We start from the raw sequence: 24,010 nt of genomic DNA on the forward strand, positions 1-24,010 counted from the left end.
TAAATTATTTATTAGGCTTTAAATGCTCACTAGCACCATGCTCCCAAAAAAATGGTGCTGCCCTACCATCTTGACTAGAGCAATCTATACATGACATATCAACCCACAGAAAATTAAAAATTAGAAATAAATAAAAACTTATATAAACCACCATTAATATTTTAGACAAATATTCATTATTCAAATTATGTTGTACTTTTATTTTTGAAAAAGAAAATGCCAAGAATAAAACACAAATAACTTGTGTTGCAGGATAAATAAAGTTTCCAGAAAAAAATGCATCTATCAATATAGATAAAACACCCATTTTCAAAATTATACTTACATTTGATTTAAACAAAAAATAAAATTTATATAGTAAAAATATTAAAAATATCCCTCCTAAAATACCCCATTCAAATATTAAACGTAAAAATAAGTTATGTGAATGATGACCATATAGAAATTGTTCTTTTGCTAGAAATCCACCTCCAACTCCAAAAATAGGATAATCAATCCAATTTTTAAACATGAACTCCCATATTTCATACCTTTTTGAAGTTGTAAATCTTGAAATACTCAAATCATTATCTATTCCATAAATTATGCCATGCATTTTACATACAGCAAAATAAACAAAAAAAGATAACATTAAATAAATTCCGATTTTAATATTACTTAATCTATTTTCTTTTGATAAAAATATTAGAATAATTAGAGGAAAAAATATACTCAATAAAGCAGAACGAGCACCACTAAAAAACAAAGCTAAACCAATAAAAAAATAAAAAATATAATAGTATGATCGATTCCGTTCACCTTGACTTATATAAAGACACAACCAAAATATTGGAATAATAAAACTATCAAATATTCTTCTTGTACCTGAATTTAACTGCCAATCATACCAACTATTATAATTTAAATAATTAAAAATAGACACAAAAACAAAAAAACATGAAAATATTGAAGATAAAACCAAAACAGAATAAGCAATATTAATTTTAGACTCTACATATTGCTCTTGATATAAAGATAAATATATAAAATATATACTTAACCACAAAATAATATCTTGAATTGAATACGGATCAAAATATTGATATGAAAAAATAAAATAAATAATAATCAAAGATAAAATAAATAAAGTTTCTTTTGAAAAATTAATTTTTCTAACAAGTATAAAAATACAAGAGATTAATGCTAAAAAGATTTCAAAAACACGATATTCATCAAATGGATTATTTATATAACTAAAATTCTTCCCTAATACAAAAAGGATCAGATAAATAATACATAGGTAATACATATAATTTTCCAAAAAAAAGTGCCCTATAGGCACTTTTTTCAAATTTAATATTTTAAAATTAAATATTAAGATACTTTACATGCAGATGGTAAGTATTTTTGTTCAATACCACCTGATGACGGTGTTGTACAAGTCCAATCTGTCGAACCACCTTTATTTACAGCTGTTAATGTTAAAGTTTTACTTACTAAGCCAGCACTTACACCTGAACCTTGGAAAGTTGCAGTAATTGTACAAGCTGGAGCATTACCACCTGTAGTAACTTTGAGAACATATTTGCTTGATATCGTCGTATCAACAGCCAAACCAGCAGCTGTATCAGCAGCTGAGTTAACAGGGCATACATTAGTTTGACTAACTACTTCCATTACAGGAGTTTTTAAACCAGAAGCTAAGCTTAATGCATCTGTAACTTGAGAGCGTGCAATATAATTCTGATAAGCAGGAATCGCAATCGCAGCCAAAATACCGATAATCGCAACAACGATCATTAACTATCTACATTCCATAAGTCACTTTATATGGACACGCTCCAAACTTTTGAATTCTATTCATTTACTCTATTTTATATTTTGTCCATATAGACATGCTTTTATAACGACAAATTTTTCACGTTTGTCCATATCCTAAAAAATGCGTAAAGTGTTAAAAACGTGTTTTAGTCCGCCTAATTAAAAATAAGCAATCACCAAAAGAGACTTTTTGTATTCATATCGACCTTAAAATTTTATGCTCAAAAACAGACGAATGATGACCAACAATGAATCTATAGAAATACATCTAGATGCTGAAACAAAGCAATTTGCAGAACAAGCTGCGATTGTTCTAGACTACCCTACACTCAGTGATTTTTTCATTTATTTAATTCAAAATCACGCACCACAAATTTTGCATGAACACACTCATATTCAGTTAAGTCATACTCAGTTCAAGCAATTTATCGAAGCATGTCGCACTCAAAATACCGTTCCTGCCCGATTAAAACAGGCTGCCCAGCTTTTAGATAAACAAAATTTTTAAGGAGCAGAAATGAAAGTCATTACATGTGCTGAGCTGCAAGACAATTTAGCAGATATACTCGATTACGTTATAGACGATCACGCACCTGTACTTATTAATAGAGAAGATAAACAAGCCGTAGTGATAATAAGTCTAGATGATTGTAGTGCCTTTAAAGAAACAGCGTACCTAATCAAAATTCCTGCCAATGCAAAACGGTTAAGCGACTCAATCGTGCAAATTGAAGCAACTGAAACAACGTGTCATAAACTAAGTAAAGAGTGAGATTGAGATGCACTAACGATGGTAGAAATAGCGCCCGACTATACCCAGAAAATTTCAAGCGATAGACTTCAACATAAAGAACGACATTACAACACCGAAAAAAGAACAACCGAATATATGTGACACGCATCACACAATGACAATATTTGTCCAGAGCATAAAATTCAACCTGATAAAATTTGTCACTTTTTAACAAAAATATATAGTCGAATAAAAAGACTTAAATTTTTTATGTGTAAGGTGCTGTTTTTCTGTGTAAATTGTCTATAATAAAAGTTGGCACGTTTAGTGCTAATATTAAAATAGCTTACAAAGCTTATAATTAAATTAACAACATTTGTGGAGAATGTTTATGAACGCTCAAAAAGGCTTTACGCTTATCGAGTTGATGATTGTTGTCGCTATTATTGGTATCTTGGCTGCAATCGCACTTCCTGCGTACCAAGACTACACTAAACGTGCAAAAATGTCTGAAGTGGTTGCATTCATTGCATCTGCAAAAACGGGCGTTGCAGAAGGTTATGCAGACTTAAATACTTTGACAGGTATTGATAACGCTAAAGCAGGTTTGGCTGCCGCAACAGATATTACATCTAAGTATGTGGAAAAAATGACTGTTACTGATGGTGTAATTACAGTTGATGTTCAAGATATTGATGCAGGTTGTGATGCTGCAACAGCTGCTTTAACTTTAACGCCAACCCCTAATACAACTACTGGTTCATTGGACTGGGCTGGTACATCTGATGCAACCTGTACTAAATTTGTCCCTGCAAACTTCCGTTAATCTTAGCGTAATTTGCAATAAAAAGGGTGTGGCTTAGTCCACACTCTTTTTTATTTGTGTGCGTATTGTTGATAAAATCAAAATCAGGAATTAAGCGATGTTGCCAAAGAAACATTCAAAAAATATAAACGGATTCAAACGACTACAATTGGAATCTCTGACACATTTAGGCGAAGAAATTGACCATTTAATACAACACATCAGTCATGCTCAAGCGATTGAATCTAATGAAATCAGCCAACAATATCAGGAGCTTGATGCTGATAATGAATTGAGTGAAGATGAAAAATACGATATACAAGAGGGGCTAATTGACCAAAATGAGCATCTGAAAGATGTTTTAGATTTGACATATGAACTGGCGATTATTGCCTTATATAAAAAAGTTGAAATTACAACCAAAAAAGCAATTAATATTCTTTACCCTGACATTAATCAAAAAAGTTTATACCGCATTGACTTTTTAAAAAAACAATTAAAAGACAAAGAAATAGATATTGAAACTTTTACAGATTATAAGGCGATGAATGAGTTAAGACTTATTAATAATTGCATAAAACATAGTGGGTGGGTAGATGATAAACTCGCCGCATACAATGACTGGATTGAAGGAAAGCCGTTGAATTATGTCGAAACGACAGAAAAATCTGCTGGAGATGTAGACATTAGAAAACTCAATGATATTCAATCTGCTTATAAACGCTTGAATCCTTTGTGTCATAATTATTTAAGTGATTTAATTTTAGAGTTTAAAAATAAAGTATTATAATGTAGCAGTATAAATAATATGTCCAAGAATTTTGTTGTGGAGTATGCAAGAAAAATGAGCTTTATGATTTTTTTTATAATACAAGAAATATCATGGACTTAAAAAATTTCCTAAAACGAGAATTTCCTCTGCCTAAATTAAGTGAATTAGGGCATATTGGTCTGCTTATTATTTTACCTAATCTTATTTTTCTAACTTTAGCATATTATGCAGCAGTTTCTCGCCCATTATTTAACTTTGATTATCTGCTTGCTTTGTTTTTTATCGTGCTGCCCTATAGAGCAATTCGTTTGTTTGGCGGATTGCTTTTAGTATTGGCAATGTGTGTCGATTTACTCATGTTCGTGGTGCAAATTTTTCCATTTATGGACTTAGCTGCGATTCGTTATCTTGTATCATTTATTCCGCAAGCCCCTACAAATTATTTGGTACTGATGGTGTTTTTTTGCATTTGTATCATAGTCATGGTTGTAGTGATTACTTATTATTCTACACCTAAACGCTTACCGCCACCTTACCCAAGTATTATTTTAATTATTTTACTACTTATTTCTTATGTTTTTATGAATTTGGGGATAATGTATTCAAATTTTAAAGCCATCTTGGGTAGAGATAATTACTATATTGCACATAGTCAGAGCTTATTATATAAAGAGATTATTCAAGATAATTTTGTCGGTTTAGTCAATGTTCTACCCAAATTTGAGCCTTTAGAGCAACCAGAACAACGTGCCGCAACCTTATTACAACAACCCTATTCGGATAAAATCTTTTTTATTGTAGCAGAGTCATGGGGAGAATTACGCAACCTACAAGCACAACGAGAGGTATTAAATAAAATTTATGCTCAACAAGGAAATTTCGATTTTATTCATACAGGTACAATTCGGACATTTGGTGCCACTGTGGCAGGTGAATTAAGAGAATTATGTGGATTAAAATTAGTAGCGAATAGCGGCTTTGCTTTAGGAAAACTTGAACAAGAACAATATGTAAACTGCTTACCGAATCTATTCAAGGCAAATAACTACCAGACCATCGCTCTACATGGTACAAGTGGTTTGCTGTATGACAGAGTGGAGTGGTATCCCAAAGCAGGTTTTCAACACACTTTGTTTGGTGAGCATTTTATGCAGTTGCGTCGCTGTGCTGCATTTAAAGGTGCTTGTGATAGTGCATTGATGAATCAAGTAAGTCAGATTTTTTCAAAATACCAGCAAGATAAACTATTTTTCTATTGGATGACGCTGACATCACATCAACCTTATGCAAAACAAGATATTCATAATCAGCGTTTTGACTGTCAAAAGTTTGCCATAAATCCCAAAAGTGATGCTTGCCGTAATGCACAATTACAAACACAGTTTTTTGATGACCTTGCCATCATGATTCAAAAACCTGAAATGCAAGGTGTGGAAATTGTCGTTGTGGGTGACCATCAACCGCCAATGTGGGGAGAAGATGATATTTCACACATTATTCCATGGAAAGTGAGTTGGTTGCATTTGCGAGTAAAATAGCTTAAATGTAAAATATTTGTCACTTTTCGACGGAAACCGTAGAGTTTACAATAAAGAATAATAATATTAAGTTATTGAAATAAATTAAAATTTATTTTGGCTTGGTTCTTGCTTTGTATTTTTATAACTAATGGCTGGGAGTAAGGCTATGTCACAACAACAAGGATTTACCTTGATAGAACTGATGATTGTGGTAGCAATAATTGGTATTTTGGCTTCTATAGCATTACCACTATACAGTAACTATGTTAAACGTGCCAAAGTCTCTGAAGTCGTGATGTTTATTGATGTGGCAAAAACAGGCGTGGCAGAAAGCTATGCAGACTTAAATACTTTGATGAGTATTGATAATGCAAAAGCAGGTTTAGCCGACGCTACCGATATTACATCTAAATATGTGAATGATTTAACTGTAACTAATGGTGTAATCGATGTAACTGTTAAGGATATTGATACAGCTTGTGATGCCGCAACACCTGCTTTAACTTTAACCCCTACTATTAATACAACAACTGGCTCATTAGAATGGACGGGTTCATCTGATGCTGATTGTACTAAGTTTGCACCAGCGAATTTCAGATAATTTATTTAGAGGCTAAATCATGAGTTATATCCCAGTAAAAATGTTCATATCTCAATTTCAACTCATGAAACAAGATTTGAATATTTTATTAGAAGATTGGACGGTTGAGAATGAGACCGAGCAACAAATAAAAGCGACTGCGACGCATTTGGTTGAAGAATGTTTGGTTGATGCGTGTGCTATTTCATCACAACTCAAAGCAGTTAATTTTGAAAGCCCACCTAACGAACTGGTTGAAAATGCAAATCATATTATTGATACATTAGCACTTTTTAGATTTCGTGAGCACTTGAAACGTCTGATTAAAATTATTCCTGACACAAAATTTAATGGACGTGGAAAACCACCAACTCAACACTTTACCGAATTTTTATGTATGGTTGATTCTTTAACAAAGCAGCAAAAATATTTTTATGTATTAAAATGATTGTAATGTCTAAACGTCTAAAATTTTTTCTAAGCCATCTCACTATTTCCTTTGGGATAGCACTTTGTATTGTCGCATTAGTTTTTTTTGTCTGGTATCCATCTCCACTTGCCTCTGCTGTTGGTGTAACCCATATTTTTTTAATGCTATTGGTCATCGATGTGATTTTAGGACCACTTTTAGGTTTATTGGTTTATAAAGAAGGTAAAAAAACACTAAAATTTGACCTAAGTGTCATTATTCTCATTCAAATTGTGGCTTTATGTTATGGGGTATTTAGTATCGAACAAGGTCGCCCTGCATGGTTGGTTTATAATGTAGATCGTTTTGAGTTGGTTAGAAAAAATGAATTAGTTGATACGAATATTCAGCAAGCACAGCCACAATTCCAAAAACCTTCATGGTTTAAACCGCAATATGTTGCCGCTGAATTTGCCAAAGACACACAACAACGCAATGATGAAATGTTTGCAGAAGTATTTAGCGGTATTTCAATTGCACAGCGTCCAGAACGCTATGTAGAACTCACTCAAGCCAAACACCAAATCCAACAACGTGCATTACCACTTGTAGAACTGCAACAGTACAACTCAAAAGCAGACGTTGAAAAAACTTTAGCCAAATATCCAAAAGCAGATGCGTGGCTACCCTTAAAAGCCAATGCTGTAGATATGGTGGTATTAGTCAATAAAGAATCTTCGAGCATCATCAAAATAGTAGACCTCAGACCGTGGAAATAAGTTTAACGGCATATTTTTTACTCCGTTTATTAAAAAGCCACTAAGTTCATAAACTGAGTGGCTATATCAATCAAATAGTCCGAGTACTTTGCCTCAACTCAAAATTTTCCAACAATAAAGAATTGCACTTTTCCAGCAGTATTTCATAATCTTCTTTCAGCTGCTCATAATCACTTTTCACCGCTTTGGTCTTAGTTTTCGCTTGCTCAATTTGCTGGGCAGGCGAAAGAAGATTTTGCCCTGCTGCCTGTGCAGCTTGCTCAATTGCCTCAATTAATGCTGCATGACGGCTCTTTTTAATCGAGCCTCGTTTACGTCCAGCCTCCATTGCAACCGTATCGTTATTAATGGCAGAGCCTTTCGGTAGAACAATCGGTTTGTTGGCTTTTAATCGCTCTAAAGCAGCGTAATAATCATTAAGTACACTCATATTTTACACCTCAATATTAATCATTTTAATTTTTTGAATCATTTTGTTTAAAGCCAAAATATCACTGTCCATTTGCTCGTATAGCAGACTGTTCTGTACTTGCATATCTCGCTGCCGTTGTAGTCGCTGAACCGCTTTTTGTATTTTTTCAGCACTTGTTGCATCAAACACAGCATGGGCACAACTCAAACAGCTCGTAATAGCCGTAAAAGAAATTTTTTCGCAAGAATCAGGGTTGGTACATGCGCCAAACAAGCTAGGCTTATAGGCAATTTCACCCTTTTTCATACGCTTAATGGTTTCATCACGGTTTGGAAATACTGTGAGTAATTGCTCGCGGTCTTTTTGTAGCTGCAAATAGGTTCCTGCCCCACCAAGTAAACGGCCAGCACTATTAATTACACCCTCTTCAAATTGCGCATAAGAATGTACCAAGCGCTGATATTCCAGTTCTTGAATAAACTCTTTTTGACTGTCACTCACTAAAATACTTGGTGCAAATACCGCATTATTACGGTAATACAACGTCATAGACTCTGTTAGATGCTTAAATTGGACTGACAAAGCGCCAAGTCCGATCATGCCTGAACGAGCGCCATACACAGCCAGTGAACGCCTGAATTGATGGGTACAAATATTCCAATATTGACCAATTTGACAGTCTTTTTCTTCACGCCAGTTACGGAAACCATCAAAAGCTTCAAGCTCGGCGATATCACTTTCTGTGATTTTCAACCCCTCTCCAAGCAATACAGAAATACGGCTTAAATACTGATTAAAACTAGCATTGGTTCGCGTTGGAGCACCTTCAAAATTAGAGATAAAATCCGTTTCATTTTCGATATTTCGATTGTTTTTATGCCTATGTTTTTGTGAATATCGTGTTGGAAATAATGGATATTCAGCAGGATTAGAAAAATCGTAATGCGGATTAAATATGGCGTAGATTTCACCAATACTTTGTGCTGCATGTACGCCAGTTTGAATATCTTCAAACGTGATCCAATACGTCGATTTATTTCCACCACCATGCAACTTGGAGGTATAACCCATAATGACATGCACAAGATGCTCATTACTTTGAATAGTTTGATAGCAATCATAAGACAGTTGATTAACTTCATTATCCCGCATACCTGTAAATAGATGAATCCAAAGTTTGGCCATGCCTTGAATCAACGTCATATAACGAGTGAGATTGGCATGTTTTTGAATCTGATGATTCTCAAAAAGCTGAGTTAACCCCAGCAAATCACGTGCATCGTTGAAACTTATCGCTCGTTTAGCACGTCTAAGCTCAACAGGCATCAGGGCAAAATTTACATCTTGCTGAATCCGTTGAAACCATTTCAGCAAAGCAGGCGCATTTTGATTAAACTCGTTTAATAAATCTGCTAAAGCATTAATTAAGGCAATATAAATACGTGAAGGAATAAGTTTTGTTTGCGGGCCGACTTTACCTGATCGCAAGCGTATTTGTGCAGCAAGTCTTGCTAAATTCTCAATCGGTTTATATGTACTAAACGCAGGAATGAGCAATGGGTACTGCTGCTGTAATGCAAAACAATCAGTTAAAAATGCTTTGATGTGATTAGCTCTTTGATAACTGATACCAGCATAAGCCTCATGCACTTTCGCAATATAACCTGCATCACTAAATAATTGTGTCAATGTGCAACCATTGCGGTAAGCAATTGCAGCAAACTGTCGCAAGACAAGATGGCGTTGCTCAACACTTTTAATAATCGACTTACCTGATTTTATATAAAGCAACGCAAAAATGATTTTTTTCATTTCAGCACGTATTTGACAGAAGAGAAAATCATTCTCACGAGCATGTTTCAACCAGCTTTTAAAATTTAATTTACAGTGACACTTCGGCAGATAGGGTGAAAAGTCCCAAACATCATCGCCAAATTGAGATAATGTTGTGCCATTTGACATACGGGATAAAATAAAGCTTGTGGGAACAGTCAGCTGATTATTCTCCAAACGATATTCATCTGGTAAAAACTGCTCAGCAACGCCACTGGCATACAAATACGAATTAAATGAACTCATGATATCCACCCCAAATCAATTAGCAATTCAAAATGATTCAGCCAATACGCATCTAAATCACCGCTTTCTACTTCTTCTTGAATTGAAAAAATACGATTACGTAAATTTTCATAAGTATTTGATAAATCGTTGAGTACTTCGTCAATTCGGTGTAGTACAACCCCAAACTGCTGTTCCCACTTGATTAAGTCCGTAGCTTTTTGTTTAACGTAGCCGAGCAGGCTTTTCAGTGATAAAAGCTTACGCACATCTTCGTCATCAGCGTGGACTGCATAGTGTTGGCAGAATAAGCAATGCTCAAATTGTTGGCAGTTAGGCGATGGAGCTTGTGCAGCAAAACCCGTTGCTTTTTCAGGCTGTAGATTTGTTGTCATACAAGCCCCGACTGGCAAGGTCTGAACATCAACAGGCTCATCTAGCGTTTGCACAGGAATACGTTCAACGGTTCGAGTTTGTGACACTGCAACTTCTCGCAGTTCATAAAAGAATTGTGAAATCTGTTGGCTTGCATCTTTAAATGAAGTTCGACTGTAATTTTTCTTCGCAGTATCGAGTGAGTGTCCCATTTTTTCGACTTCAAGCAATAAATCACCATCGCTCAATTCAACATATTGACTGCTAACATGCTTGCGCCACTCTTGTGGGGTGATCCAAGCCATTTTCGGGAAAATACGCTGCAAAAATCTTTTAAGTAATTGAAGTTTATTATTTCCAATTGCGCTTAATTTTCGCACTTCATTACGTAGCAGAAATACAAAATCACATGACTCATCTTGAATATACCAAGCGCGAAGTTCTAAAATTTTTCTAAAAATCGGCTCAAATTTAACTCCAAACTCTGGCCGTACTGTCTTGCCTCTTGCACGGCTTTTCGTTCCTGAAAAGCGTCGGCCTTGTGTACTCGGTAGGATTTCCATCGTATCAAGGTGTAACTGTTGAGCAGTGTCTAGATTTGCTCCAGTTTGTGCAATAAATAACAGCATGCCGATGGTCAGGCCGTAGGATGCAAGTCTTTCACGCTCTAAATGCCGCTTATTTTTGTTGCGTTCTTCAAGTTTACGGATCGCTTGATTGCGGTTTTCACGTATACGCTTTCGATGCTCACTATCTTCTTCTAACTCAAAATCAGCTAGCATTTTTGACAAAGATGGAATAGCCGTATATTTAGCTAGATACCTCTGCATATCGAACTGAATATGCTGTTTTTCAACTTGATGATGAAATCCAGAATAGAAATTAAAAACTTCGTCATCTACAGATTGAAAATGCGCAGGAAAGTCATTTTCTTGTACAACAATATGATGAATTTCAAGAAAGACATTTAACAAAGTTGCATAAGTTTTTTGATGATCTTGTTCTGCAATCGGTAAAATAGGCACATCATAACGCTGAGACTGTACTTGCATCGCTTGACTAGAAATATCAATTTCATGACAATCAAATACATATGCAATCAGTTTGGCAACATAACGCTGATACTGCTTTGCGGTATGCGCAGCCAAGTTATCTTCATCAGTGTCCGCAAGCAAAGTCCGATCAACCAGAGATTTACTATAGCGACGATAGGCATCGATCATGCTGTCCTTATCGGATAAATCAAAAATTTTCTTTTGTTGATCAATCCAATCCAAAAACATCTTGATGATGGAATAGAACAACCCTTTTGATAGGTTCGATCCATCCATTTGCAGTAGATAATCTGTAAAACATTTTAAAAAATAGCGTCTTTTTTCATCAAAAGAAGCGACAAGCTCATTGTCTGATACATCGAAAGAACATGCTCTTTTAGCAAAAAAGAATGTACCAATATCTAAAGTTCTAAAAGAAAATGAGGCCGTTTTATCTTTGATTACAAGTATTAGGCGCTCATGCTCAGTAAGCTGTTTATTGATATCGGTGATATGAACAAACAATGGAGTGCGTGTGAAATTCATGACAAATCTCCTGCTGAATTAACAGAAGACATCACATACTTCATCAAACTTGATTCATACTCATGCTGAATTTTACTGCGCCATTCCAGTCGTGATTTATAATTCAAGTACTGTAAAGTGGTACTGATATTGCGATGACCCATGCGAGCTTGCACATATTCGACAGCTGTCATCGCCGAGTGACCTTCTGGCAGGTGTTGTAACTGACTTTCAAGCAGGTTCATACCAAAACTGGCGCGTAAATCATGAAACTTAAAACTTTTAAATTGTGGATCAATCAAGCGAATTTCGGGTAATAACACACCTTTTAAATAACTACGTACCGCTTCGCCTTCATAGAGTTTAAGCCTAGCCCCAAATGAGTTAGAGCTTTTGATCTTCTCGGTCAATTCTTGCTGTTCAGCTTTGCTTGTATAGAAAGGTGTACCAAGCTTAGTGAGAAACACATAGTTTTCATCCGAGTTAGCATAGTTTGACTTCTGTCTACGCTGACGTGCTTGCTCACTATTGATATAAATTTTAAGATCTTGCACTAACCAATGCGGAATTAGCAGCGTCATCGGCTTTTGAAATTTGCTATCAATGCTTGTCCCAGCCCCAACAGGCAGACGGATAAAGCCATGATTATCAGGCTCACGACCAATTAAGTTTTTGATTCGTAGAGTACAAATCGTTTGTAAACGGGCACCTGTAAACAATGCAAGATAAAACATCAACTGATATTCACGTGATGATTTTTTCAATGCTTTTAAGATAATAGCTTGCTCTTCAACGCTGAGTGGACTTAATTCACCACCATCCTTAATCGCCTCAGGGTTATGAGCTTTAGCAGGAACATGAATCGCAAGGTCATGCGACTTAATTGCCATTTTTCGACGTGCGCCAAACTCATTGTCTACCGCAATATATTTGTACACATCTTGAAATGGCAGTCCATAGCGTTGATGGTCAACCAAGTCTTTTGTGACAAGAAATCGATAAAAATTCACCACTGCATTAATTCGACCACGTGCAGAACTGGCTGAAATTAGGCCTGCATTGGCTTGTTCAATAAGACGCGTACGATATTTAAAAATTGCGTTTTGTTGTTTCAATTTATGAAACTTTAAACAGTCAAGCTGTTCATCTTCAAGAAACCGCTGAAAATCAACAAGCTGATTGGCAATAGATGCAAATGTTTTAAAATCATACTGTATTGCTTGCTCAAGTTTTTTCAGCAAATACAGATTAAAAACGTCAGAAGGGCTACCATCTCCATGGATAATCACAGGGAATTCGAGATACGCATCACCATGTTTTTCGAACACTGCATCATTTAAACGATCAGTTGCCTTTCTCAACGTCGATAACTGAAATTTTTTAATGGTCACAACTTTGGCTTTTGATTGGTAGCGTGACTGACCATTTTTAAGTTTAGTGCTCATTTTGAGCCTCCTGTTTATTAAAAAACAGGCAAAAAGTGATCTTAAGATAGGATTGACAAAAATGCCCCTATCCATCAAAATCGAAGTGTCTGGACGCCAATCAAGACATTCATAAAAGCTCATGTTCCCACATGGGCTTTTATACTTTTTGCCGAATGAAAATAATTACTTTTTTGTCAATTCTCTCTGTTCCTCTTTTCTTAATCGTTCCAATTCCGTAATAAAAAAAGCATTCATTGACTGATGTCTTTGCTTTGCCATTTGTTTGACCCAAAAAACTAAATCTATGGGTAAACGAAGATTCGTCTGTTTCATGTGCATCACACCAATTGTTAGCATATTGCTAACATAGCAATATGCTAACACTTATGTCAACTCTTTTTTTATAGCATAATGCTAGTGCTATTTTTTACCGACTTAAAAATGTATGAGTAAGAAAGATATCCAATTTAATCTTCGTATTCCTGAAGAGCTAAAAGCCAAAATTGATGCTGCAGCGAAAGCGAATCAACGCTCTATCAATGCAGAAGCGACCTCTCGACTTTACGATTCATTCGTCATGAATGACAATATTCAAGTTGAAGCAGCAAAAATCGTTGAAAACTTTCTTCGAGCTCGATCTCCGACAGAGCGAAAAAAAGTGGTAGCTGAACGTTTAAATTTTGTATTAAGTGAATTGAAAAAAATTTATCATTTCAATGAATTTACAATTGCTGAATTAGCTTTTGAGATCAATGAAGATACGGCTGATGAGGCTGAAGCATGGTTTAGAGCAGAATTAGAACCCACCTTCGGACAATTGGAAAAAATAGCGCAACATACTTCAGTGAATCCAAACTGGTTACTCTTTGGTAAACAGACTCCATATGATATTCAGCACATACGTTTAAATGAATATTTAGATCAAGATATAAAGCTGCTTTTAGTTTCAGACCCTAGTAATGAATATTTATCTGCATCAAAAGTGAAAGAAATAAAATTTATTCGCGAATTATCAGAAACAGGGCAGTTAATTATTCTTAAAATTTATGAAAATTACGCAGTTGAGACTTTTTATCCCCCATATCATATCAGTGACGTAAATGGTGTTGGTGGATATAACTCATTGTTATATTTTTGTTTATTGACCAAAGTACTGTTGCGATATTATAAATCTAAGGTGAATGTATATAGTCATCTGCTTTCAGAAGAGCAGTTTAAACTTATTTTGACTGGAACAGTTCATCCCTTAACAATTGCAGAAAAATTACATCATATTCCTTGGATTGATGATTTAGCGGATAGACTCCCAAATAAAAATTTAGATTATTGGGATGGTTTTGATACGTTAAGAGCAAGAATACTACGAGACTTTGCAGCGAAAGAATACATTCAGGAAATTTGGAATGATCCTGAGTTGTATTTAAAGCATCCTATTGAGTTTTAAAAAAGGGATGACATTTTACTAAGTGCCATCCCTTTTTCTAGACTCATTGGTATATTCAAATAAATCTTGCATATTACAATTAAAATATTTACATAAGGTATCAGCGACTGAAAGTTCAATTCGTACTGCACGATCATAGTAAAGACTTGTTAGCGTATTACGATTGATACCAGTCGCTTGAGCCACCTCACTTAGCTTTAAAATTTTTCGCTCACCCATCAAATTTGACAACCTACATCTAATCATAACAACCTTTAAATTAAAAAAATTAACCTACAGAAGGTTAATTTAACTTGATGAATAACTTTTACTATGCTAATTTAACCTACAGCAGGTTATATTGTCTTATTAAAAACAAATTAGCCGTTCTAAATTTCATTATATAGTTTTTTAAGGAAGTTCAGCTATGAATAACTACTTTTCTCCAAAATTCTCTGTTTCTGAGGAAGTTCGTTCAACTGCTGTTGCACTAATCAAAGAGTTTAATATTGACCGTACATTTGATTTAGCTTTGTTTCTGAATGTTAATCCCAACTTAAATGACCAAGATGCGACTTTAGCGTGGGTGAACTATTTTGAAAAAAATCAACATGATATCAGTGATTTCAATCTTGTTAGACGCCACTTTATGAAAAATTTTCCTAAAATTATGTTTACAAACTTTAGTGAATAAAATAAACAAAGGGAGATATCAAATATCTCTCTTAATTTTTAACGGACCTTCTTATTGTAATCTCGATTAAAAGTGAAACTTAATTTAATTGGTTGTAAAAATATGGATTCATCGATAAAAGCAAGTCATATTGAGCCATCGGTCATTGCTTTTGACGTGTTTGGTACACTTGTAAAAATAGGGGAAAGACGTTCCCCATATAGAAAATTAATGAAATGGCTAAAAGAACATGGACGACAACCAAAACCTGATGATGCCAAATTTATTATGTCCCACAATTTAAATTTGGCAGAGCTTGCAAAGCGATTAGCAGTAAATATTCCAGACCAATTTTGCAAGAACTTGAGCATGATTTAGATAAAGAGTTACGCTCTATTACACTGTATGAAGATACCTTATCAACTTTGGAAGAATTAAAGAAATTAGGGATTGAATTGGCATTATGCTCAAATTTAGCTATGCCATATGGAAAAATTGTTTCTCCATTATTACCGCCCCTTGATGCTTATGCTCGGAGTTATGAAGTTGCTGCAATTAAACCTGAGTCGAAAATCTATCAGTCACTCATTAACCAACTAGGTTGCCAAGCTTCAGAAGTCCTATTTATTGGGGATACAGCACTTGCAGATTTTACAGGGCCGACAGCATTTGGTATGTCTGCTAGATTGATCAATCGTCAAAATGGTCAAACATTGGCAGAAGTTTTAAGCGACATACTTTAACAACTCGTGGACGCCACCTAATAGTGAATACTCACAGCTCCTCATCTTTCCATTTTTTAAATTCTGCAATTCGTTCTTCAAGCTCCCTCGTCCATGCTGGTTTTATATGTGGCACATTTAGGCGCTCAACACCTTGATGGTCAAAAAACTTATACACCTTTGCCGCCAACTTGATAAACGCCTGTTCAAACGTATTTGCCCAAACATCTAAACGATAATCATGATAATGCTCTTGGTATAATTTACCACCATCTTCTACTTTATTGAGATGTGAGCCAGTTTCTAAATAAATCACTAATTGCCCATTATCTTCATCATTATATGCACCGTGATAAACATTTTGGCAGTGCCCCCATGTATTCCAGTGCCATGATGGTACATCACCAATAACCGTCCAAAAAGCTGGGTGTGTATCAATAAAATGATAGGCAGTTAAAAAGTCTGTTGGATTTGCGAGATATGCTTGCTCATTTTCAAAGGCAGTCTGTAAAGCAGATTGTAAATGCTCAAATTTATTTTTATCGGTGTAGGAAAACAAACTACTAGAAAGATGCTCAGAGGTTTTAAAAAATAGGCAACCACTCTCTTTATTCTCACCAAAATATTGATAAACCTCTGGTAGAATCTGTAAATCTGTAGGTTTGACATGATGGATCTGGTGTTGTACGTCTTTTAAGCTTTCATGAATTGCTTCCATACGATCAGGGTAAGTGACGACAAGTTTCGTATCTCGCAGTGATAAAATTGCTGGTTCAGTTATTTGGGGTAACTGTTCTAACAGCCAGTCTGGTAATTGTTTTAATTCAGTCGGTTGCATTTTTAGTTATCCTTTTTTAAATAATTCCAACTTGTTACATGCGTTACACAACATAATTTGTGAAAGTTGATTGTAAGTTAGTCCATAGGAGTATATTGTCACTCAAGGGCTTCAACAAAATTAAGAACAGAAATCAAGCCACTCATCGTTTCTATTTGATGAATTGGGATACCGCTAGTGACTCTATTTTCGGACGTTAAAAAAATCTTCATCGCAGCCTGATCACCACCTGTCAAAGCATGTAAAGCCTGGTATAGACGAATCAGCAACAGTGCTAATTTCCCCTGTTTAGAATTTGGATCTAATTCAGGTTGGTTTTGCAATTGAGTGATTGCCTCAACATCCATATCTAGCACTATTGCGAGCTGAGACTGACTAAGGGAAAGTAGTTTAGCAGCCCTAAGTACTGACTTTCCCAATACAGCTGCTGGTACTACCTGCTGTTCCAATAACGTCATAGCATCACCTCAAGCTCTAATTTTACTGATCAAGCCTTAAATCTAACAATATCATACAAATTTCTAGATAAAACAATCACCTATTCCTGTTCGTAGCATACCGGTTATTCTTACTTGTTAGACGACCAGAAATAGTCACATAAGCTAATTTTGCCGACACCTGATGATTCATACTTACACCACGCCATGCTGCTTCCAAGGCAAGTTTTTGATGAACAATGATGGAACACGAACAATAAATCGACCACTATATTAACCAAGGGGGGGCATTTTTACACTGCCGCTAACACAGCTATCTTCCTATCTTTTTAAAATAGGTTTCACATTTTGAAGCGGGGCCAAAATTATATTTTAAAGCGGTATTGGCTCGAGCTGTTGCATATTCAATACCTTGAATTTCACGCTGCTGAGCAAAAACTTGAATCGCAGGATGTAACTGTTCTGAGCAACTGGCATCGTTGCTAAAGTATTTTAAAGTCTTGGTATTGGAAAAATATATTGCAGCAAACAATCGCCCATCTTTAAACACAATCGCGGATGAAGCATCTAAACTGCTTACAGACCGACCTTCATAATACAGCGCCTCATCTGTTTTCAGTAAATATGGCGCTGAGTAATTGTCAAAATTAGATTGAAATTTTAGATAATCATGCTTTAACAATGTTTGAAGTCCTGTTTGGATTTTTGGATTCAAAACAATTTGAGGAATTGATGAAATATCTGAATATTGAATGAAGTCTAGTTCTTGAGCATGAGTAAAAACGGAGATTGAAAAAAGTAGAAAAAGATAATAGTGATTCTTCATATCAAATTTATTATTTTTATGTCCATATTGACTTACTTATGGATTGTTCATTTTATATGGACACTTATGGAGTATCGATCAAGGTAAAACCTTTTTGAGCGTTCATAACATTTCTCCAATATTTTAATTTTTTATAAAATCAATTGTAGTTTGCGCTCTAACCCCAAAGTGATAAAACGCCAACCATTTAACACTTTGCTATTCTTATCGAGTTTGGCTTTTTTTACAACAACAATTTTTACTTCTGTTCTTTTTAAGTGTCTTTATGTAAAAAAGTGACACTTTGTGTCACTTAATCTGAGCCATCATTAGTTTAAAATAATGGGATGATTCGAAAGCTCGTTATCATCTTGTAAATCTGTTTTTTTATAATATAGATTCAATATATTACCTATACTTATAACACCCTCTACCACTGCACTTCTATGGCGTTTTGCTTTTAATTCCATGATCATTTGGTCACATATGGTTTGCCAAACCTGTTGCTCAGTCGCATTTTTAATACCACGATCGACCACAATTTCTACTTTTTGTTCACACAAGTTCAAGTACAGTAATATCCCACTGTTCTTTTCAGTGTCCCATACCCCAAGTTCAGCAAAAAGTTGCTGTGCACGTAAACGTGTATCTTGGTGGTAAGCTTGATGACTTGGAATATGCCCTTCGATCACCACTTGAATCTCACCGACATGTCCTTGCTCTGCTTGTTTAACCGCCTCTGCAATCGCCATTTGATCAGTTTTAGAGAAATATCGCTTCGATGCAGGCATATAAAAAAAATGCTTAAGCCAACGTGCAAAACTCGGTGCTACATGCTGCTGTAGTTTGGGTTCTGTGACGATTTGTGTTGTATCTGTTTTACTTACCATGAGCCTGAAGCACCTCCCCCACCAAAGCCGCCACCGCCGCCGCTATATCCACCACCGCCACCGAAGCCGCCGCCACTTCCACCTCGTCCACCACCAGACAGGAACATTTGGAAAATAAGCTGTGCTAAAGAAGTGATGAGTAAAAAGAAAATCCCAAAACCCAATACAAGGCTCATCAAAATCCCTGACCCATAAATCAAACCTGCAGCAAATGCAGTTACCCCTGCAACTGAGGCACTCAAACGATTACCAATAATAAAGGAGGCAAAAATACCAATAATTAAAATAATCATCGCTGTGGTCATGGTGCGATCTTTGGCTTCTTGTTCTTGAATGGCTTGATCTTGACGTGCTTTTAATTCATCAGCAGCTTGCTTTACAATGTCTGGATCTAAATTTAAAACTCTTTCAATTTCAGTCACACCTGCTTGAATACCCTGCCCATATTGCCCTTGTTTAAAATAAGGTGTGATTTGGTTTCGAATAATTCGGCTAACCATAATATCAGGCAATACACCTTCTAAACCATAACCTGTAGCAATATGAATTTTACGGTCATTCACGGCAACTGCGATCAATAAGCCATTGTCCTGTTTGGCAGAACCCAATTTCCACTGCTCCGCCACACGCATCGCAAAATCAAAAATACCTTCATTGCCCGTAGTCGGTACAATAATCACGCCAATTTGTGCTTTACCTTGATTGTGCAGATTACGAATTTGCGCTTCTAAATTTTGCTTTTCACTCGCAGAAAGAATATTCGCTTGGTCAATAACAGGTTGATTGAGTGTAGGTAATTGACGCGTGCCTTGCCCTGCTGCCATATCATTGGCAACAGTCGGTGCAGTATTTTGTTGTGTATTCGTTGTGGGTTGTTGATTTGGCTGAGGTGGATTAGATGATGTGGAATTTTGATTTTGAATCACTTTCCCCATCACCACAGCATCTTCAATGCTGTCCGTTGCGGTCGCCACCTCCGCCCACGTTAACGATTGAAAAGCAAATAGCAACGTGCAGACCAACAGTATAAAAACTGCTTTCATTTTACGATGAATATATTTGCACATTTCAATCATAGTTTTCTCACTGTATTTTCAATTGTGATGCTTTTAGAAATTTACAGTTGGAGCTTTGGCAGCACCTGCTTCTGCACTAAAGTTAGGTTTTGTTTTCATACCAATCACTTTTGCAGTCATTGCCTGTGGGAACTGACGTACGTAGGTGTTGTAATCTTGCACCGTTTCTACATAACGTGTACGTGCGGTACTGATTCGGTTTTCTGTCCCTTCAAGCTGTACTTGCAAATCACGGAATTGCTCATTGGCTTTGAGGTCGGGATAGTTTTCAGTCACAGCAAGTAAGCGTGATAATGCACCTGTCATTTGCGATTGTGCTTCTTGATATTTTTTAAAGAGTTCTGGATCATTTAAAACTTCTTTATCCACTTTTAAGCCTGCAACGTTGGCGCGTGCTTGTGTCACTTCTGTTAGCACTTGCTCTTCATGTTTAGCATAACCTTTAACGACATTTACAAGGTTTGGCACTAAGTCCGCACGGCGTTGATATTGGTTTTCCACTTCTGACCAAGCAGCAGTGACAGATTCATCTTTTGCTTGCAAAGTGTTATAGCCACAGCCTGAGAATGCTAATGTACTTGCTAATGTTAATGCTAATGCAGCCTTTTTCATTGGATTCATCATGTGTACCCTCAAGTATTTATTTGTAATTGTTCATTTAAAAGCATATTAGCTGCTTTTAAAATCGATTTATGTTCATTTTTGGTATATCAGAACATTTATTTTATTTATTCATTTTTATATTTTAAATTGCTTGAAAATCAAAAAGCCACCCGAAGATGGCTCTGATTAAGATGTTTTATTCATCATCTTTCTTTTCTTCTGAAGGAGGTAAATCCTTCACAGCTTCTGCGATCAGACCAAACATATAGTTACCGTATGCATTGGTTTTGTCATAGTGAAAACGCAAACGAGGTGTAATTCGTGTTTTAATGCGATGACCTAACTCATGGCGCAAGAAACCAGAAGCTTTATTTAATACTTCTAAAGTTTCTTTATTTGCCGCTTCACTTTGTTCATCACCTAATTCACGCCCCATTACAGTCACGTAAACTTCTGCATACCCTAAGTCTGGGCTGACTTTCACCGCTGAGATGGTCACAAGACCACCTAAGCGTGGATCTTTCAGCTCTTGACGAATCAGTTCAGAGAGTTCTCTCTGAACTGTATCTGCCATACGCTTAAGACGCTGACTACCCGCCATTAAAGACTCCGTTTAATGAGTTGAACATCATACACTTCGATCTTGTCTTGTGGTTTGATGTCTTTATAGCCTTTGACTGCAAGACCACATTCCATACCTGCACGAACTTCTTCAACCACGTCTTTATAACGACGTAAAGATTCAAGTTCACCTTGGAATACAACCACGTCATCACGAAGGACACGAATCGGTTTATTACGGTGTAATACACCTTCAAGTACCATACAACCTGCAGCTGCACCGAATTTACTTGAATGGAAGACTTCACGTACTTCAGCCACGCCCAGAATCGTTTCACGATGCTCTGGTGCAAGTTTACCACTCATCGCAGCTTTCACGTCATCGATCAATTGATAGATTACGCTGTAGTAACGAATGTCGATGTCATCAGCATCTGCTTTTTGACGTGCAGTGTTATCAGCACGAACGTTAAAGCCCAGTAAAACCGCTTCTGAAGATTCAGCAAGAATTACGTCAGATTCAGTGATCGCACCGACACCTGAACTGATTACACGGACTTTTACTTCGTCTGTAGACAATTCAGAAAGCGCAACAATCAATGCTTCCAATGTACCACGTACGTCTGTTTTCAATACAACATTCACAATCGGCACATCTTTTTTGCCCATTGAAGCCATAAGGTTTTCAAGACGCATTGCAGATTGACGTTCAAGACGTTTTTGACGTTCACGATCCAAACGAGCTTCAGCAACTTCACGTGCTTTCTTCTCATCGTCAACCACAAGAACTTCATCACCCGCCATTGGTGCCTCAGGAAGACCCAAGATTTCAACTGGAATTGAAGGACCCGCAGATTTAATACGTTGACCATTTTCATCGGTCATTGCACGAACACGACCATAAGATGCACCCGCAAGTACTAAGTCACCTACATTCAATGTACCATTTTGTACAAGAATAGAAGTTACTGCACCACGACCTTTATCAACACGTGCTTCGATTACAACACCTTGCGCCGCACCTTCTTCAGATGCTTTCAATTCTAACAATTCAGCTTGAATTGAAATGAGGTCAAGAAGTTCATCAATACCTTGACCAGAGTGTGCTGAAACCATTGCAACAGGTACATCACCGCCCCATTGTTCAGGTACGATTTCTTTGGTGGTTAATTCGTTTAATACGCGGTCTGGATCTGCAGATTCTTTATCCATCTTGTTGATAGCAACAATAATTGGCGTACCTGCTGCACGTGCATGATCAATTGCTTCCGCAGTTTGTGGCATTACACCATCATCTGCCGCAACAACCAAGACCACGATATCCGTTGCTTTCGCACCACGTGAACGCATTGCTGTAAAGGCAGCATGTCCTGGTGTATCTAAGAAAGTAATAATGCCTTTCTCTGTTTTAACATGATAAGCACCAATATGCTGGGTAATACCACCTGCTTCGCCTTGTGCAACTTTGGCACGACGAATACGGTCAAGTAACGATGTTTTACCATGGTCAACGTGACCCATGATTGTCACGACAGGAGGACGTGTAGTTTGCGCACCACGTGCTTCTTCTGCCGCTTCAAGTAAGTTATCTTCCGCCTGTGTATCAGAAATCAATACGGGGTTATGACCCATTTCTTCTACAACAAGTGCTGCAATTTCTTGGTCAATCGCTTGGTTTTGCGTAACCAATTCACCCATTTTCATGAGTGATTTAATCACTTCACGGACTTTAACTGCCATTTTCGCAGCCAAGTCAGCAACCACAATGGTTTCACCAATTTCAACATCATAAACTTGCTTTTTAACAGGTTTTTCAAAACCATGTTTATTGGCTTGGCTTGTTTTTAAGCCACGTTTATGTGGATTATGGCTGAAAGATTGCTCTTCTTGACCACGACGACCACCTTTCTTTTGACCACGTGGATTATTCGTGTTGGTACCACGTTTAATTTCACGGTCTTCTTTCGCAAACGAGTCTTCGTAGGCTTGACCCACTAAACCTGCTGCTAATGGAGAGTCATCAACAACACGAATGGTTGCTGTGGTATCTTCATTTGAATATTTAGACGCCATTTTACGCATTTGTTCTAGCGTACGTTGTTGCGCCTCTTCTGCTGCCTTACGACGTGCATTTTCTTCAGCTGCTTTAAGTTTTGCAGCCTCAGCTTCACGTGCTTTTTTCTGTTCAGGTGTTTCAATCGTTTTCACGGTTGCTTTGGTAATTGGCTTATTCGTAGATTTACGCTTAACCACCACCGCCGCTTTTGGTGTTTCTTTTGCAGCTGTTTGCTGTTTTGCAGCAGCACGCATTTTTTCCAAATTCGCTTTTGCAGAGCTTTCAGATTTCTCTTGCTCTTTTACAGGTGCATCAACCTTAGATTTCTGTGTCGCTGCAACTTTTGCTTCCGCTTGCGCTTTTGCTAGTGCCTCAGCTTTGATTTGTTCTGGATCTGGCTTAGTAAAAGTATGCTTTTTACGTACTTCTACATTAATCGTTTTCGCCTTACCCGATGTACTTGCTACTTTAGCAGTACTAGTCGTTTTACGTTTCAACGTGATTTTTCCTGCGTTACCCGCATCTTGACCATGTGATTTTTTCAAATGGTCGACAAGGGCACTTTGCTGTTCTGTTGTAATCTTGTCTTCAGCTTTCTTTTGTGGCAATCCAGCTTCACGCACCTGATCAAGGAGCTTTTCAACAGGAAGTCCTACACTGACCGCTAACTCTTTAATTGACTTATCCGTCATGTATT

At 36.6% G+C, this 24,010-nt stretch carries 26 protein-coding genes and 1 pseudogene; 11 read left to right on the top strand and 16 right to left on the bottom strand.

Features of this window, described 5'->3' with window-relative positions:
• Positions 1 to 4 precede the first annotated feature (4 nt).
• Positions 5 to 1,300, bottom strand: a complete 1,296-nt coding sequence (locus G0028_RS17230) for an O-antigen ligase family protein (protein ID WP_180047972.1) — start codon at positions 1,298 to 1,300, stop codon at positions 5 to 7.
• A gap of 53 nt (positions 1,301 to 1,353) precedes the next feature.
• Positions 1,354 to 1,779, bottom strand: coding sequence for a pilin (locus tag G0028_RS17235; protein WP_180047975.1), 426 nt, complete (start codon positions 1,777 to 1,779; stop codon positions 1,354 to 1,356).
• A 256-nt stretch (positions 1,780 to 2,035) separates the two neighbouring features.
• On the opposite strand from G0028_RS17235, the gene G0028_RS17240 reads away from it, so the two are divergent.
• The 8 genes from G0028_RS17240 to tfpZ all read left to right on the top strand — a co-directional run bounded on the left by G0028_RS17240 (position 2,036) and on the right by tfpZ (position 7,398).
• Positions 2,036 to 2,308 (top strand): DUF1778 domain-containing protein, encoded by a 273-nt coding sequence (locus G0028_RS17240; protein WP_227554732.1) that lies wholly within the window; start codon positions 2,036 to 2,038, stop codon positions 2,306 to 2,308.
• Between the two features lie 9 nt (positions 2,309 to 2,317).
• Entirely contained in the window at positions 2,318 to 2,572 is a 255-nt protein-coding gene (locus G0028_RS17245) for a type II toxin-antitoxin system Phd/YefM family antitoxin (RefSeq protein ID WP_180047461.1), read from the top strand.
• A gap of 352 nt (positions 2,573 to 2,924) precedes the next feature.
• Positions 2,925 to 3,359 (top strand): pilin, encoded by a 435-nt coding sequence (locus G0028_RS17250; protein ID WP_180047463.1) that lies wholly within the window; start codon positions 2,925 to 2,927, stop codon positions 3,357 to 3,359.
• A gap of 97 nt (positions 3,360 to 3,456) precedes the next feature.
• Positions 3,457 to 4,128: a hypothetical protein gene (locus G0028_RS17255; protein ID WP_180047465.1), complete on the top strand. Its 672-nt coding sequence runs from the start codon at positions 3,457 to 3,459 to the stop codon at positions 4,126 to 4,128.
• A 92-nt stretch (positions 4,129 to 4,220) separates the two neighbouring features.
• Complete coding sequence (locus G0028_RS17260; protein ID WP_180047468.1) at positions 4,221 to 5,648, top strand: sulfatase-like hydrolase/transferase; 1,428 nt, start codon at positions 4,221 to 4,223, stop codon at positions 5,646 to 5,648.
• Positions 5,649 to 5,796: 148 nt separating this feature from the next.
• On the top strand, positions 5,797 to 6,231 hold the full coding sequence (locus G0028_RS17265; RefSeq protein ID WP_180047470.1) for a pilin: 435 nt from the start codon (positions 5,797 to 5,799) through the stop codon (positions 6,229 to 6,231).
• Positions 6,232 to 6,250: 19 nt separating this feature from the next.
• Entirely contained in the window at positions 6,251 to 6,658 is a 408-nt protein-coding gene (locus tag G0028_RS17270) for a hypothetical protein (RefSeq protein ID WP_180047472.1), read from the top strand.
• Positions 6,659 to 6,663: 5 nt separating this feature from the next.
• Positions 6,664 to 7,398, top strand: a complete 735-nt coding sequence (gene tfpZ, locus G0028_RS17275; protein ID WP_180047474.1) for a TfpX/TfpZ family type IV pilin accessory protein — start codon at positions 6,664 to 6,666, stop codon at positions 7,396 to 7,398.
• Positions 7,399 to 7,468: 70 nt separating this feature from the next.
• Here tfpZ and G0028_RS17280 read toward each other — a convergent pair whose 3' ends face one another.
• The 5 genes from G0028_RS17280 to G0028_RS17300 form a co-directional block, all read right to left on the bottom strand.
• Positions 7,469 to 7,828, bottom strand: a complete 360-nt coding sequence (locus G0028_RS17280) for a hypothetical protein (RefSeq protein WP_180047476.1) — start codon at positions 7,826 to 7,828, stop codon at positions 7,469 to 7,471.
• 3 nt (positions 7,829 to 7,831) lie between these two features.
• The gene (locus G0028_RS17285) at positions 7,832 to 9,889 is read right to left on the bottom strand and encodes a hypothetical protein (protein WP_180047478.1); all 2,058 of its coding nucleotides are present in this window, start codon (positions 9,887 to 9,889) and stop codon (positions 7,832 to 7,834) included.
• Positions 9,886 to 11,823: a hypothetical protein gene (locus G0028_RS17290; RefSeq protein ID WP_180047480.1), complete on the bottom strand. Its 1,938-nt coding sequence runs from the start codon at positions 11,821 to 11,823 to the stop codon at positions 9,886 to 9,888. Before G0028_RS17290 ends, G0028_RS17285 begins: the two co-directional genes overlap by 4 nt.
• A complete protein-coding gene (locus G0028_RS17295; RefSeq protein WP_180047482.1) occupies positions 11,820 to 13,247 on the bottom strand; it encodes a tyrosine-type recombinase/integrase in 1,428 nt (475 codons plus the stop codon). The genes G0028_RS17290 and G0028_RS17295 overlap by 4 nt, the downstream gene beginning before the upstream one ends.
• A 165-nt stretch (positions 13,248 to 13,412) precedes the next feature.
• Complete coding sequence (locus G0028_RS17300; protein ID WP_373685911.1) at positions 13,413 to 13,562, bottom strand: transcriptional regulator; 150 nt, start codon at positions 13,560 to 13,562, stop codon at positions 13,413 to 13,415.
• Positions 13,563 to 13,674: 112 nt separating this feature from the next.
• On the opposite strand from G0028_RS17300, the gene G0028_RS17305 reads away from it, so the two are divergent.
• The gene (locus G0028_RS17305) at positions 13,675 to 14,673 is read left to right on the top strand and encodes an Arc family DNA-binding protein (protein WP_180047484.1); all 999 of its coding nucleotides are present in this window, start codon (positions 13,675 to 13,677) and stop codon (positions 14,671 to 14,673) included.
• 18 nt (positions 14,674 to 14,691) lie between these two features.
• Here the strand turns inward: G0028_RS17305 and G0028_RS17310 are convergent, their stop codons facing one another.
• A complete protein-coding gene (locus tag G0028_RS17310; RefSeq protein WP_180047485.1) occupies positions 14,692 to 14,919 on the bottom strand; it encodes a helix-turn-helix domain-containing protein in 228 nt (75 codons plus the stop codon).
• A gap of 160 nt (positions 14,920 to 15,079) precedes the next feature.
• On the opposite strand from G0028_RS17310, the gene G0028_RS17315 reads away from it, so the two are divergent.
• Together G0028_RS17315 and G0028_RS17320 are read left to right on the top strand one after the other, a co-directional pair.
• A complete protein-coding gene (locus G0028_RS17315; RefSeq protein WP_180047486.1) occupies positions 15,080 to 15,346 on the top strand; it encodes a hypothetical protein in 267 nt (88 codons plus the stop codon).
• 102 nt (positions 15,347 to 15,448) lie between these two features.
• Positions 15,449 to 16,068, top strand: a pseudogene (locus tag G0028_RS17320) (HAD family hydrolase).
• Between the two features lie 31 nt (positions 16,069 to 16,099).
• On the opposite strand, the gene G0028_RS17325 reads toward G0028_RS17320, so the two are convergent.
• From G0028_RS17325 to infB, 8 genes are all read right to left on the bottom strand, one after another.
• The gene (locus G0028_RS17325) at positions 16,100 to 16,885 is read right to left on the bottom strand and encodes a hypothetical protein (protein ID WP_180047487.1); all 786 of its coding nucleotides are present in this window, start codon (positions 16,883 to 16,885) and stop codon (positions 16,100 to 16,102) included.
• 98 nt (positions 16,886 to 16,983) lie between these two features.
• Complete coding sequence (locus tag G0028_RS17330) at positions 16,984 to 17,343, bottom strand: antitoxin Xre/MbcA/ParS toxin-binding domain-containing protein (protein ID WP_005018086.1); 360 nt, start codon at positions 17,341 to 17,343, stop codon at positions 16,984 to 16,986.
• Between the two features lie 292 nt (positions 17,344 to 17,635).
• Positions 17,636 to 18,148, bottom strand: coding sequence for a hypothetical protein (locus G0028_RS17335; RefSeq protein WP_180047488.1), 513 nt, complete (start codon positions 18,146 to 18,148; stop codon positions 17,636 to 17,638).
• A gap of 308 nt (positions 18,149 to 18,456) precedes the next feature.
• On the bottom strand, positions 18,457 to 19,017 hold the full coding sequence (locus G0028_RS17340) for a TPM domain-containing protein (RefSeq protein WP_180046472.1): 561 nt from the start codon (positions 19,015 to 19,017) through the stop codon (positions 18,457 to 18,459).
• Positions 19,011 to 20,060 carry a TPM domain-containing protein gene (locus G0028_RS17345; protein WP_227554826.1) on the bottom strand — a complete coding sequence of 350 codons (1,050 nt, stop codon included), beginning with the start codon at positions 20,058 to 20,060 and terminating at the stop codon, positions 19,011 to 19,013. The genes G0028_RS17340 and G0028_RS17345 overlap by 7 nt, the downstream gene beginning before the upstream one ends.
• A 66-nt stretch (positions 20,061 to 20,126) precedes the next feature.
• A complete protein-coding gene (locus G0028_RS17350; protein ID WP_130072490.1) occupies positions 20,127 to 20,714 on the bottom strand; it encodes a LemA family protein in 588 nt (195 codons plus the stop codon).
• 178 nt (positions 20,715 to 20,892) lie between these two features.
• Entirely contained in the window at positions 20,893 to 21,297 is a 405-nt protein-coding gene (locus G0028_RS17355; protein WP_174493872.1) for a ribosome-binding factor A, read from the bottom strand.
• On the bottom strand, positions 21,297 to 24,005 hold the full coding sequence (infB, locus tag G0028_RS17360) for a translation initiation factor IF-2 (RefSeq protein ID WP_130072254.1): 2,709 nt from the start codon (positions 24,003 to 24,005) through the stop codon (positions 21,297 to 21,299). The genes G0028_RS17355 and infB overlap by 1 nt, the downstream gene beginning before the upstream one ends.
• Positions 24,006 to 24,010: the final 5 nt, after the last annotated feature.

It is taken from the genome of Acinetobacter piscicola (genome assembly GCF_015218165.1).
Taxonomy (GTDB): domain Bacteria; phylum Pseudomonadota; class Gammaproteobacteria; order Pseudomonadales; family Moraxellaceae; genus Acinetobacter; species Acinetobacter piscicola_A.

Excerpts from the sequence above, each read along its gene's own strand:
- G0028_RS17235 (WP_180047975.1), bottom strand. The coding sequence starts at position 1,779 with ATGATCGTTGTTGCGATTATCGGTATTTTGGCTGCGATTGCGATTCCT.
- G0028_RS17240 (WP_227554732.1), top strand. The coding sequence starts at position 2,036 with ATGATGACCAACAATGAATCTATAGAAATACATCTAGATGCTGAAACA.
- G0028_RS17245 (WP_180047461.1), top strand. The coding sequence starts at position 2,318 with ATGAAAGTCATTACATGTGCTGAGCTGCAAGACAATTTAGCAGATATA.
- G0028_RS17250 (WP_180047463.1), top strand. The coding sequence starts at position 2,925 with ATGAACGCTCAAAAAGGCTTTACGCTTATCGAGTTGATGATTGTTGTC.
- G0028_RS17255 (WP_180047465.1), top strand. The coding sequence starts at position 3,457 with ATGTTGCCAAAGAAACATTCAAAAAATATAAACGGATTCAAACGACTA.
- G0028_RS17260 (WP_180047468.1), top strand. The coding sequence starts at position 4,221 with ATGGACTTAAAAAATTTCCTAAAACGAGAATTTCCTCTGCCTAAATTA.
- G0028_RS17265 (WP_180047470.1), top strand. The coding sequence starts at position 5,797 with ATGTCACAACAACAAGGATTTACCTTGATAGAACTGATGATTGTGGTA.
- G0028_RS17270 (WP_180047472.1), top strand. The coding sequence starts at position 6,251 with ATGAGTTATATCCCAGTAAAAATGTTCATATCTCAATTTCAACTCATG.
- tfpZ (WP_180047474.1), top strand. The coding sequence starts at position 6,664 with ATGTCTAAACGTCTAAAATTTTTTCTAAGCCATCTCACTATTTCCTTT.
- G0028_RS17280 (WP_180047476.1), bottom strand. The coding sequence starts at position 7,828 with ATGAGTGTACTTAATGATTATTACGCTGCTTTAGAGCGATTAAAAGCC.
- G0028_RS17285 (WP_180047478.1), bottom strand. The coding sequence starts at position 9,889 with ATGAGTTCATTTAATTCGTATTTGTATGCCAGTGGCGTTGCTGAGCAG.
- G0028_RS17290 (WP_180047480.1), bottom strand. The coding sequence starts at position 11,823 with ATGAATTTCACACGCACTCCATTGTTTGTTCATATCACCGATATCAAT.
- G0028_RS17295 (WP_180047482.1), bottom strand. The coding sequence starts at position 13,247 with ATGAGCACTAAACTTAAAAATGGTCAGTCACGCTACCAATCAAAAGCC.
- G0028_RS17300 (WP_373685911.1), bottom strand. The coding sequence starts at position 13,562 with ATGAAACAGACGAATCTTCGTTTACCCATAGATTTAGTTTTTTGGGTC.
- G0028_RS17305 (WP_180047484.1), top strand. The coding sequence starts at position 13,675 with ATGAGTAAGAAAGATATCCAATTTAATCTTCGTATTCCTGAAGAGCTA.
- G0028_RS17310 (WP_180047485.1), bottom strand. The coding sequence starts at position 14,919 with ATGATTAGATGTAGGTTGTCAAATTTGATGGGTGAGCGAAAAATTTTA.
- G0028_RS17315 (WP_180047486.1), top strand. The coding sequence starts at position 15,080 with ATGAATAACTACTTTTCTCCAAAATTCTCTGTTTCTGAGGAAGTTCGT.
- G0028_RS17325 (WP_180047487.1), bottom strand. The coding sequence starts at position 16,885 with ATGCAACCGACTGAATTAAAACAATTACCAGACTGGCTGTTAGAACAG.
- G0028_RS17330 (WP_005018086.1), bottom strand. The coding sequence starts at position 17,343 with ATGACGTTATTGGAACAGCAGGTAGTACCAGCAGCTGTATTGGGAAAG.
- G0028_RS17335 (WP_180047488.1), bottom strand. The coding sequence starts at position 18,148 with ATGAAGAATCACTATTATCTTTTTCTACTTTTTTCAATCTCCGTTTTT.
- G0028_RS17340 (WP_180046472.1), bottom strand. The coding sequence starts at position 19,017 with ATGGTAAGTAAAACAGATACAACACAAATCGTCACAGAACCCAAACTA.
- G0028_RS17345 (WP_227554826.1), bottom strand. The coding sequence starts at position 20,060 with ATGAAAGCAGTTTTTATACTGTTGGTCTGCACGTTGCTATTTGCTTTT.
- G0028_RS17350 (WP_130072490.1), bottom strand. The coding sequence starts at position 20,714 with ATGAATCCAATGAAAAAGGCTGCATTAGCATTAACATTAGCAAGTACA.
- G0028_RS17355 (WP_174493872.1), bottom strand. The coding sequence starts at position 21,297 with ATGGCGGGTAGTCAGCGTCTTAAGCGTATGGCAGATACAGTTCAGAGA.
- infB (WP_130072254.1), bottom strand. The coding sequence starts at position 24,005 with ATGACGGATAAGTCAATTAAAGAGTTAGCGGTCAGTGTAGGACTTCCT.